Here is a 10,612-nt window from a genome sequence, read left to right on the forward strand (position 1 = left end):
GCTTCGAACACCAAGAGGAGTACCGCGTGCCGCTCGACGCCGCTACGAAGAAGCAGATCATGACCGAGTTCGCGCAGAAGGAGGGCGACACCGGTTCCCCCGAGGTTCAGGTCGCCATGCTCTCGCGCCGCATCTCGGACCTGACGGAGCACCTCAAGACGCACAAGCACGACCACCACTCCCGTCGTGGTCTGCTGATCCTGGTCGGCCAGCGTCGCCGCCTCCTGCAGTACCTGGCCAAGAAGGACATCCAGCGCTTCCGTGCGCTCGTCGACCGCCTCGGCATCCGCCGCGGTGCGGCCGGCGGCGCCAAGTAAGGACGCTGTGAAAGGGAGCGGTTCCCACATCCAGGGGGCCGCTCCCTTTGCCGTACGTGCGCGACCGGGGACAACCTCAGTAACCTGGACGTACGACAACGCACGAGGAGAGGCGCGCCGTCGCCGCCGCCGGTCCTCGGTAGTGGCCCCCGGGACCATGCCCGGGAGCTTCGATCGAAGACCGGCCCCGCACCCAGGGTGCGCTTCTCCGCACCGCCCCGCGCCACACGGGCGCCGGGGCGAAAGACGACGAGTATGGAGAAATCACTAGTGGAGAACGAGACCCACTACGCCGAGGCCGTTATCGACAACGGGACCTTCGGCACCCGCACCATCCGCTTCGAGACGGGCCGCCTGGCCAAGCAGGCCGCCGGCTCCGCCGTCGCGTACCTGGACGACGACACCATGGTGCTGTCGGCCACCACCGCTTCCAAGCGGCCCAAGGACCAGCTCGACTTCTTCCCCCTCACGGTGGACGTCGAGGAGCGGCAGTACGCCGCAGGCAAGATCCCCGGCTCCTTCTTCCGCCGCGAGGGCCGCCCCTCCGAGGACGCGATCCTCACCTGCCGCCTGATCGACCGCCCGCTGCGCCCGTCCTTCGCCAAGGGCCTGCGCAACGAGATCCAGATCGTCGAGACGGTCATGGCGCTCAACCCCGATCACCTGTACGACGTGATCGCGATCAACGCCGCGTCCTGCTCCACGCAGCTCGCCGGCCTGCCCTTCTCCGGCCCGATCGGCGGCACCCGCGTCGCGCTGATCAAGGGCCAGTGGGTCGCCTTCCCGACCCACACCGAGCTGGAGGACGCCGTCTTCGACATGGTCGTCGCCGGCCGTGTCCTGGAGGACGGCGACGTCGCGATCATGATGGTCGAGGCCGAGGCCACCGAGAAGACCATCGAGCTCGTCAAGGACGGCGCCGAGGCCCCGACCGAAGAGGTCGTCGCCGCCGGTCTGGAAGCCGCGAAGCCCTTCATCAAGGTGCTCTGCAAGGCCCAGTCCGACCTCGCCGCCAAGGCCGCCAAGCCCACCGGTGAGTTCCCCGTCTTCCTGGACTACCAGGACGACGTCCTGGAGGCCCTCACCAAGGCCGTCAGCACCGAGCTGGCCAAGGCGCTCACCATCGCCGGCAAGCAGGAGCGCGAGGCCGAGCTGGACCGCATCAAGGAGATCGCGGGCGAGAAGCTCCTCCCGGAGTTCGAGGGCCGCGAGAAGGAGATCTCCGGTGCCTACCGCGCGCTGACCAAGAAGCTGGTCCGCGAGCGCGTCATCAAGGACAAGGTCCGCATCGACGGCCGCGGCGTCACGGACATCCGTACGCTCGCCGCCGAGGTCGAGGCCATCCCGCGCGTGCACGGCTCGGCGCTCTTCGAGCGCGGCGAGACCCAGATCCTGGGCGTCACCACCCTCAACATGCTCCGCATGGAGCAGCAGCTGGACACCCTCTCCCCGGTGACCCGCAAGCGCTACATGCACAACTACAACTTCCCGCCGTACTCCGTCGGTGAGACCGGCCGCGTGGGCTCGCCCAAGCGCCGCGAGATCGGCCACGGCGCGCTCGCCGAGCGCGCCATCGTGCCGGTGCTGCCGTCGCGCGAGGAGTTCCCCTACGCGATCCGCCAGGTCTCCGAGGCGCTGGGCTCCAACGGCTCGACGTCCATGGGCTCGGTCTGCGCCTCCACCATGTCGCTGCTGAACGCCGGTGTGCCCCTCAAGGCCGCCGTCGCCGGTATCGCCATGGGCCTGATCTCCCAGGAGATCGACGGCAAGACGCACTACGTCGCCCTGACCGACATCCTCGGTGCCGAGGACGCGTTCGGCGACATGGACTTCAAGGTCGCCGGTACGAAGCAGTTCGTCACCGCGCTCCAGCTCGACACCAAGCTCGACGGCATCCCCGCCTCGGTCCTGGCCGCCGCGCTGAAGCAGGCCCGCGACGCCCGCCTCCACATCCTCGACGTGATGAACGAGGCCATCGACGTCCCGGACGAGATGTCCCCGAACGCCCCGCGGATCATCACCGTCAAGATCCCGGTGGACAAGATCGGTGAGGTCATCGGCCCCAAGGGCAAGATGATCAACCAGATCCAGGAGGACACCGGCGCCGACATCACGATCGAGGACGACGGCACCATCTACATCGGTGCCCAGCAGGGCTCGCAGGCCGAGGCCGCCCGCGCCACGATCAACGCGATCGCCAACCCGACCATGCCGGAGGTCGGCGAGCGCTACCTGGGCACGGTCGTCAAGACCACCACCTTCGGTGCGTTCGTCTCCCTGATGCCCGGCAAGGACGGCCTGCTGCACATCTCGCAGATCCGCAAGCTCGCCGGCGGCAAGCGCGTGGAGAACGTCGAGGACGTGCTCGGTGTCGGTGCCAAGGTCCAGGTCGAGATCGCCGAGATCGACTCCCGCGGCAAGCTCTCGCTCATCCCCGTCATCGAGGGCGAAGACGACGAGAAGAAGGACGACGCCGCCAAGTGACGTCCCGTAGTTCCGCGACGACGGCCCGCCCCTCCTCCGGGGGGCGGGCCGTCGCCCGTACCCAAACGCTTCTCAAGGGCAGCAACGGCATCGGCACGGTCCGCCGCACGGTCCTCCCCGGCGGCCTGCGCGTCGTCACCGAGACCCTGCCCTCCGTACGCTCCGCCACCTTCGGCATCTGGGCCAACGTCGGCTCGCGCGACGAGACCCCGACGCTGAACGGCGCGACGCACTACCTCGAACACCTCCTCTTCAAGGGCACCGCCCGGCGCACCGCCCTCGACATCTCCGCCGCGATCGACGCGGTCGGCGGCGAGATGAACGCCTTCACGGCGAAGGAGTACACCTGCTACTACGCGCGGGTCCTCGACACGGACCTGCCGCTGGCCATCGACGTCGTCTGCGACATGCTGACCGGCTCCCTGATCGCCTCCGAGGACGTCGACGCCGAGCGCGGCGTCATCCTGGAGGAGATCGCCATGACGGAGGACGACCCCGGCGACTGCGTGCACGACCTGTTCGCGCACACCATGCTCGGCGACACCCCGCTCGGCCGCCCCGTCCTCGGCACCGTCGACACGATCAACGCCCTGAACCGGGGCCAGATCGCCCGCTTCTACAAGAAGCACTACGACCCCACGCATCTGGTCGTCGCCGCCGCGGGCAACGTCGACCACGCCACCGTCGTCCGCCAGGTCCGCAAGGCGTTCGACCGGGCCGGGGCACTCGCCCGCACCGACGCGGTGCCCATGGAACCGCGCCGGGGCACCCGCGCCCTGCGCACCGCCGGCCGCGTCGAGGTGCTCGGCCGCAAGACCGAGCAGGCCCATGTCGTCCTCGGCATGCCCGGCCTCGCCCGCACCGACGAGCGCCGCTGGGCGCTCGGCGTCCTCAACACCGCCCTCGGCGGCGGCATGAGCTCCCGCCTCTTCCAGGAGGTACGGGAGAAGCGCGGCCTCGCCTACAGCGTCTACTCGTACACCTCGGGCTTCGCCGACTGCGGGCTCTTCGGCGTGTACGCGGGCTGCCGGCCCAGCCAGGTCCACGACGTCCTGAAGATCTGCCGCGACGAACTGGACCGGGTGGCCTCCGAGGGGCTGAGCGACGAGGAGATCCGCCGCGCCGTCGGCCAGCTCTCCGGCTCCACCGTCCTCGGCCTGGAGGACACCGGCGCGCTGATGAACCGCATCGGCAAGAGCGAGCTGTGCTGGGGCGAGCAGATGTCCGTCGACGACATGCTGGCCCGCATCGCGCGGGTGACCCCCGACGACGTCCGCTCGGTGGCGGGCGAGGTCCTCGGACACCGCCCCTCGCTCTCCGTCATCGGCCCGCTCAAGGACAAGCAGGCCGACCGCCTGCACGAGTCGGTCGCCTAGGCACCGTCTTCCGTCACCCCTCACCCGTCACCCGAAAGAAGCAAGCATGAGCAAGCTGCGCGTGGCCGTTCTCGGCGCCCGGGGCCGCATCGGTTCCGAAGCGGTACGAGCGGTCGAGGCCGCCGACGACATGGAGCTGGTGGCCGCCCTCGGCCGCGGCGACTCGCTGGACGTCCTGAAGGACACCGGCGCCCAGGTCGCCGTCGAGCTGACCACCCCCTCCTCGGTGATGGAGAACCTCGAGTTCTGCACCCGCCACGGCATCCATTCCGTGGTCGGCACCACCGGCTGGACCGACGAATGCCTCGCGCAGCTGCACACCTGGCTCTCCGGCTCGCCCGGCACCGGCGTGCTCATCGCGCCGAACTTCTCCATCGGCGCGGTCCTCACCATGAAGTTCGCGCAGCAGGCCGCCCGCTACTTCGAATCCGTCGAGGTCATCGAGCTGCACCATCCGAACAAGGCCGACGCCCCCTCCGGCACCGCCGCGCGCACCGCCCAGCTGATCGCCGAGGCCCGCGCCGAGGCCGGCTGCGCCCCCGCGCCGGACGCCACTGCCACGGCGCTGGACGGGGCACGCGGCGCGGACGTCGACGGCATCCCCGTCCACTCCGTACGCCTGCGCGGCCTGCTGGCCCACCAGGAGGTGCTCCTCGGCGGCGAGGGCGAGACCCTCACCATCCGGCACGACTCCCTGCACCACAGCAGCTTCATGCCGGGCATCCTGCTCGGCGCGCGCCGCGTGGTGACCACTCCGGGCCTCACCTTCGGCCTGGAACACTTCCTCGACCTGAACTGACTGAGCCCCGCCATGCGCGCAAAGATCACGTACATCGTCACGGCCGCCGTCCTGGTCTTCTACTTCGTCCTGGTCGGCAGCCGCGGGGTGCTGCTCATCGAGCACGGCACCCTGATCACGGTGCCCTTCGGGGTCGCCGTGCTGATCCTTCCGGTGATCGGCCTCTGGTTCCTCTGGAAGAACACGCAGTTCGTCCGGCGGGCCAACGCCCTGGCCGCCGAGCTGGACGCCGAGGGCGGCCTGCCGGTCGACGACCTGGCGCGCACCCCGAGCGGCCGGATCGACCGGGACTCCGCCGACGCGGCGTTCGTCCGCCGCAAGGAGGAGGCCGAGGACGCGCCGGACGACTGGCGGTGCTGGTTCCGCCTCGCCGTCGCCTACCAGGACGCCCGGGACACCCCCAGGGCCCGCAAGGCCATGCAGCGGGCCATCGCCCTGCACGCGGGCGCGGCGGCCTCCCCGGCGCGTTCCACGCCGTCCGGGGCCTGAGCACACGAAGGACGGCCGCCCGGCCGCGGGAATCCCGCGGCCGGGCGGCCGTCCTTCGTCGTTCTCCGGGGCCCGGCGGGCTCAGGGGCGCCGGTACTCCTCGCCCCAGGCCTCGATCGTGTCCGCGGCCCGGTCGAAGGCCTCGCCCCGCGCGAGGAAGTCCGCGTTGGAGTCGGTGAGCAGCGGCGGCACCGCGTCCCCGCCCTTGCGCACGACGATCAGGGCCTGGCCCTGCACGGTACGGGGGAAGCCCAGCCACTTCACGGGCTGCTGCACGGTGCGCACGGCGGTGGCCCGGTTCCACGGCACCGTCGTGGTCGTGAAGAACCCGACCCGGCGCACCCCGTGCCGGCTCACCCACGCGCCCATCCGCAGCATCCGCAGCGCGCAGATGATCACCGCGAGGGCGAGCGCGAGGCACGCTCCCGCCCCGGGCACCGCCCCGGCGAAGGCCGTGATCATCGCGGCGAACAGGACGAACGAGGCGAGCAGCAGCAGGACGGCCGCCGCCGCGACCCGCCACGGGCCGAGACGGTAGGGGCGTCGCCAGCTGTCGTGGTCGTCGAACGGCAGCGCGGCGTCCTCGGCGCTCGCGTCAAACGCGCGGTCGGCCGTCAGGAAGGGCAGGGGCACGACTGATCCTCACTCACAAGCACGCTCGATTGCTGTGCCCGGTGAGGCTACCGAGGAGGCTACCGGCCGGACCACCCGAGGGGGGCCGTACGAGTCAGCGACCGTGCCCGGCCTCGGTCCGCTGCACGTGCTGCGGCGACTGCTCCGGCGAGAGGGCCGGCAGCCCGACCAGCAGCGATCCGACGAGTCCGGCGACCACGGCGAGACCGATCAGGGCCCGGCCCGCCTTCTCGGAGACGGTGGCCCGCTGGCGCGGGGGCGGAGTGACGTTACTGCGGAAGCGGTCGGCCTCGGCGACGAACGAGAACGGGACGGACTCCCGCCGGCGGAACATGGGGTGACTCTCCTGGAACGTTGTTTCGGGCGTTACTACCCAGTCAGACGCACGGGGGGCCCGATCGGTGCCCGGATGTGATGGATTGGCCGAAGAAATCCCGGGGCGGGTGGTGCGGACGGCGTTGTCAGTGGTGGCCCGTAGAGTGGGCGCCGCCCGAGCGACGCCATTGGAAGGACCCCGCCGGTGACCGAGACCCCCGCATCCGCACAGCCCAGTTTCCGCAGTGATGTGACCGTCGAGCTGGTGAAATCCGCCGCAGGCGACGCCGACGTGCTGTTCGCCGCCCGTGTGTCCACGGCCGGTGAGCAGTCCCTCGAAGAGATCACCAAGGACCCTGAGCGCTCCAAGGGGCTCATCAACTATCTGATGCGGGACAGGCACGGCAGCCCGTTCGAGCACAACTCGATGACCTTCTTCATCAGCGCCCCGATCTTCGTTTTCCGCGAGTTCATGCGGCACCGCGTGGGCTGGTCGTACAACGAGGAATCGGGCCGCTACCGGGAGCTCCAGCCCGTCTTCTACGTCCCGGGGGAGTCCCGCAAGCTCGTCCAGCAGGGCCGCCCCGGCAAGTACGAGTTCGTCGAGGGCACCGCGGAGCAGCACGCGCTCACCAGCAAGGCGATGGAGGACTCCTACCGCCGGTCGTACGAGGCATACCAGGAGATGCTGGCCGCCGGCGTGGCCCGCGAGGTGGCCCGCGCGGTGCTCCCGGTCGGTCTCTTCTCCTCGATGTACGCCACGTGCAACGCCCGCTCGCTGATGCACTTCCTCGGCCTGCGCACCCAGCACGAGCTGGCGACGGTGCCGTCGTTCCCGCAGCGCGAGATCGAGATGGTCGGCGAGCGGATGGAGGCCCACTGGGCGCGGCTCATGCCGCTCACCCATGCAGCCTTCAACAAAAACGGACGCGTGGCCCCGTAAGCGGTGTCCGTATTGCGGCGTTTCGAGAAGTTCATCTAGGCTGATCAAACGGACCCGGCACTGCTTGAACCCCCGAGCAGGCAGTGCCGGGCTCCTCTTGCTTGTCCCCCCGAGGGGGCGCCGCGCATCGAGCAACGAGTAGCGTGTTACCCATGGCTCCGATCTCCACTCCGCAGACCCCCTTCGGGCGGGTCCTCACCGCTATGGTCTCGCCCTTCACGGCGGACGGCGCTCTCGACCTCGACGGCGCCCAGCGGCTCGCCACCCATCTGGTGGACGCAGGCAACGACGGCCTGATCATCAACGGCACCACCGGCGAGTCCCCGACCACCAGCGACGCGGAGAAAGAGCAGCTCGTACGGGCGGTGCTGGAGGCGGTGGGGGACCGCGCGCACATCGTCGCCGGCATCGGCACCAACGACACCCGCCACAGCGTCGAGCTGGCCCGCACCGCCGAGCGCATCGGCGCCCACGGCCTCCTCGCCGTCACCCCGTACTACAACAAGCCGCCCCAGGAGGGCCTGCTGCGGCACTTCACGGCGATCGCCGACTCCACCGGCCTGCCGGTGATGCTGTACGACATCCCCGGCCGCAGCGGTGTCCCGATCGACACCGAGACGATCGTCCGGCTCGCCGAGCACCCCCGCATCGTGGCCAACAAGGACGCCAAGGGCGACCTCGGCCGCGCCAGCTGGGCCATCGCGCAGTCGGGTCTCGCCTGGTATTCGGGCGACGACATGCTCAACCTGCCGCTCCTCTCGGTCGGCGCGGTCGGCCTCGTCTCCGTCGTCGGCCATGTCGTCACCCCCGATCTGCGCGCCCTCGTCGAGGCGCACCTCGGCGGCGACGTCCAGAAGGCCACCGAGATCCACCAGAAGCTGCTGCCGGTCTTCACCGGCATGTTCCGCACCCAGGGCGTGATCACCACCAAGGCCGCCCTCACCCTCCAGGGCCTCCCGGCGGGCCCCCTGCGCCTCCCCCTGGTGGAACTCACCGCACAGGAAACGGCACAGCTCAAGATCGACCTGGCCGCCGGTGGGGTACAGCTGTAACCACGGACTTCACAACTGAATACGCGAAGAACTCGCAACGGAGCAGTACCCAAGACAACAGCAAGTGCACGAATGACATGCGCGCCACGTGCCCAAGCGGTACGTGGCGCGCGTGGTAAGGAGAGTCTTTTGAGTCATCCGCACCCTGAACTCGGTACCCCGCCGAAGCTTCCGAAGGGAGCCCTGCGGGTCACCCCCCTCGGCGGCCTCGGCGAGATCGGCCGCAACATGACGGTCTTCGAGTACGGCGGACGCCTGCTCATCGTCGACTGCGGCGTCCTCTTCCCCGAGGAGGAGCAGCCGGGCATCGACCTGATCCTTCCGGACTTCACCACCATCCGGGACCGCCTCGACGACATCGAGGGCATCGTCCTCACGCACGGCCACGAGGACCACATCGGTGGCGTCCCGTTCCTGCTGCGCCTGAAGCCGGACATCCCGCTCATCGGCTCCAAGCTGACCCTCGCGCTCATCGAGGCCAAGCTCCAGGAGCACCGCATCCGGCCCTACACCCTCGAGGTGGCGGAGGGCCGCCGCGAGCGCATCGGCGTCTTCGACTGCGAGTTCATCGCGGTCAACCACTCCATCCCGGACGCGCTCGCGGTCGCCATCCGCACCCCGGCGGGCATGGCCGTCGCCACTGGCGACTTCAAGATGGACCAGCTCCCGCTGGACGGTCGCCTCACGGACCTGCACGCGTTCGCCCGGCTGAGCGAGGAGGGCATCGACCTGCTGCTCTCCGACTCGACGAACGCGGAGGTCCCGGGCTTCGTCCCGCCCGAGCGGGACATCCAGAACGTCCTGCGCAATGTGTTCGCCAATGCGCAGAAGCGCATCATCGTGGCGAGCTTCGCCAGCCACGTCCACCGCATCCAGCAGATCCTGGACACGGCTCACGAGTACGGCCGCCGGGTCGCCTTCGTCGGCCGCTCGATGGTCCGCAACATGGGCATCGCCCGTGATCTGGGCTATCTGAGGGTTCCGGCGGGACTCGTCGTCGACGTCAAGACCCTCGACGACCTGCCGGACGACGAGGTCGTGCTCGTCTGTACGGGCTCGCAGGGCGAGCCGATGGCGGCCCTGTCCCGGATGGCGAACCGCGATCACCAGATCCGTATCGTCCAGGGCGACACGGTGATCCTGGCGTCGTCGCTGATCCCCGGCAACGAGAACGCGGTCTACCGCGTGATCAACGGGCTCACCCGCTGGGGCGCCCACGTCGTTCACAAGGGCAACGCCAAGGTCCACGTCTCGGGCCACGCCTCGGCCGGCGAGCTGCTGTACTTCTACAACATCTGCCGGCCCAGGAACCTGATGCCGGTGCACGGCGAGTGGCGCCATCTGCGCGCCAACGCGGAACTGGGAGCGCTCACGGGTGTTCCCAAGGACCACATCGTCATCGCCGAGGACGGCGTCGTCGTCGACCTGATCGACGGCAAGGCCAAGATCGTCGGCAAGGTCCAGGCCGGTTATGTGTATGTGGACGGGCTCTCGGTCGGCGATGTCACCGAGACCTCCCTCAAGGACCGCCGCATCCTCGGCGACGAAGGCATCATCTCCGTCTTCATCGTCGTCGACAGCACCTCGGGCAAGATCGTCGGCGGCCCGCACATCCAGGCGCGCGGCTCCGGGATCGAGGACTCGGCGTTCGTCGCCGTCGCGCCGAAGATCCAGGACGCGCTCGACAAGTCCGCCCAGGACGGAGTCGTGGAGCCGCACCAGCTCCAGCAGTTGGTGCGCCGCACGGTGGGCAAGTGGGTCTCCGACACCTACCGCCGGCGCCCGATGATCCTCCCCGTCGTCGTCGAGGTCTGACCTCCCGACCGGCGCGAACTCCGGAGCGGGGCCCCCGATTTGCATCGGGGCGCCCCGCTCCAGTACGTTTACGTCTCCGCCTCAACGGGAAGCCCGGCGCACACGTGTGTGCTGCGAGCCCCGCGGAGAGGTGGAAATACCGACTCAGAACTTCTGATAAAGTCGGTTCCGCCGGAAAGGGAAACGCGAAAGCGAAGAACTGGAAAGCGAAAAACGCTTGACCCGCTTCGACCGGGAATCGGACACGAAAGAGTCTGATAGAGTCGGAAACGCAAGACCGAAGGGAAGCGCCCGGAGGAAAGCCCGCAGGGGTGAGTACAAAGGAAGCGTCCGTTCCTTGAGAACTCAACAGCGTGCCAAAAGTCAACGCCAGATATGTTGATACCCCG

Annotated in this window: 10 protein-coding genes; 8 read left to right on the plus strand and 2 right to left on the minus strand. The window is 69.3% G+C overall.

What is annotated here, in order from left to right:
* Positions 1 to 26: 26 nt before the first annotated feature.
* The 5 genes from rpsO to ACWCXC_RS20700 all read left to right on the plus strand — a co-directional run bounded on the left by rpsO (position 27) and on the right by ACWCXC_RS20700 (position 5,465).
* Positions 27 to 317: a 30S ribosomal protein S15 gene (gene rpsO / locus ACWCXC_RS20680; protein ID WP_018551846.1), complete on the plus strand. Its 291-nt coding sequence runs from the start codon at positions 27 to 29 to the stop codon at positions 315 to 317.
* 270 nt (positions 318 to 587) lie between these two features.
* Positions 588 to 2,801, plus strand: coding sequence for a polyribonucleotide nucleotidyltransferase (locus ACWCXC_RS20685; protein ID WP_450680666.1), 2,214 nt, complete (start codon positions 588 to 590; stop codon positions 2,799 to 2,801).
* Positions 2,798 to 4,177 carry a M16 family metallopeptidase gene (locus ACWCXC_RS20690; protein ID WP_450680665.1) on the plus strand — a complete coding sequence of 460 codons (1,380 nt, stop codon included), beginning with the start codon at positions 2,798 to 2,800 and terminating at the stop codon, positions 4,175 to 4,177. The genes ACWCXC_RS20685 and ACWCXC_RS20690 overlap by 4 nt, the downstream gene beginning before the upstream one ends.
* Before the next feature lie 46 nt (positions 4,178 to 4,223).
* Positions 4,224 to 4,976 (plus strand): 4-hydroxy-tetrahydrodipicolinate reductase, encoded by a 753-nt coding sequence (gene dapB / locus ACWCXC_RS20695; protein ID WP_450890151.1) that lies wholly within the window; start codon positions 4,224 to 4,226, stop codon positions 4,974 to 4,976.
* Between the two features lie 12 nt (positions 4,977 to 4,988).
* Entirely contained in the window at positions 4,989 to 5,465 is a 477-nt protein-coding gene (locus tag ACWCXC_RS20700) for a hypothetical protein (RefSeq protein WP_450680663.1), read from the plus strand.
* A gap of 81 nt (positions 5,466 to 5,546) precedes the next feature.
* Here ACWCXC_RS20700 and ACWCXC_RS20705 read toward each other — a convergent pair whose 3' ends face one another.
* Both ACWCXC_RS20705 and ACWCXC_RS20710 read right to left on the minus strand, forming a co-directional pair.
* Positions 5,547 to 6,098, minus strand: coding sequence for a hypothetical protein (locus ACWCXC_RS20705; RefSeq protein WP_450686041.1), 552 nt, complete (start codon positions 6,096 to 6,098; stop codon positions 5,547 to 5,549).
* Positions 6,099 to 6,192: 94 nt separating this feature from the next.
* Positions 6,193 to 6,432 (minus strand): hypothetical protein, encoded by a 240-nt coding sequence (locus ACWCXC_RS20710; RefSeq protein ID WP_450686040.1) that lies wholly within the window; start codon positions 6,430 to 6,432, stop codon positions 6,193 to 6,195.
* A gap of 186 nt (positions 6,433 to 6,618) precedes the next feature.
* On the opposite strand from ACWCXC_RS20710, the gene thyX reads away from it, so the two are divergent.
* From thyX to ACWCXC_RS20725, 3 genes are all read left to right on the plus strand, one after another.
* Entirely contained in the window at positions 6,619 to 7,356 is a 738-nt protein-coding gene (thyX, locus tag ACWCXC_RS20715; protein WP_450686039.1) for an FAD-dependent thymidylate synthase, read from the plus strand.
* A 152-nt stretch (positions 7,357 to 7,508) separates the two neighbouring features.
* Positions 7,509 to 8,408, plus strand: a complete 900-nt coding sequence (gene dapA, locus ACWCXC_RS20720; protein WP_383643982.1) for a 4-hydroxy-tetrahydrodipicolinate synthase — start codon at positions 7,509 to 7,511, stop codon at positions 8,406 to 8,408.
* A gap of 129 nt (positions 8,409 to 8,537) precedes the next feature.
* Positions 8,538 to 10,223, plus strand: a complete 1,686-nt coding sequence (locus ACWCXC_RS20725; RefSeq protein WP_450686038.1) for a ribonuclease J — start codon at positions 8,538 to 8,540, stop codon at positions 10,221 to 10,223.
* Positions 10,224 to 10,612: the final 389 nt, after the last annotated feature.

Source organism: Streptomyces sp. NPDC001515 (genome assembly GCF_053597115.1).

Coding starts and splice junctions, on each gene's coding strand:
- dapB (WP_450890151.1), top strand. CDS start 4,224: ATGAGCAAGCTGCGCGTGGCCGTTCTCGGCGCCCGGGGCCGCATCGGT.
- ACWCXC_RS20700 (WP_450680663.1), top strand. CDS start 4,989: ATGCGCGCAAAGATCACGTACATCGTCACGGCCGCCGTCCTGGTCTTC.
- ACWCXC_RS20710 (WP_450686040.1), bottom strand. CDS start 6,432: ATGTTCCGCCGGCGGGAGTCCGTCCCGTTCTCGTTCGTCGCCGAGGCC.
- dapA (WP_383643982.1), top strand. CDS start 7,509: ATGGCTCCGATCTCCACTCCGCAGACCCCCTTCGGGCGGGTCCTCACC.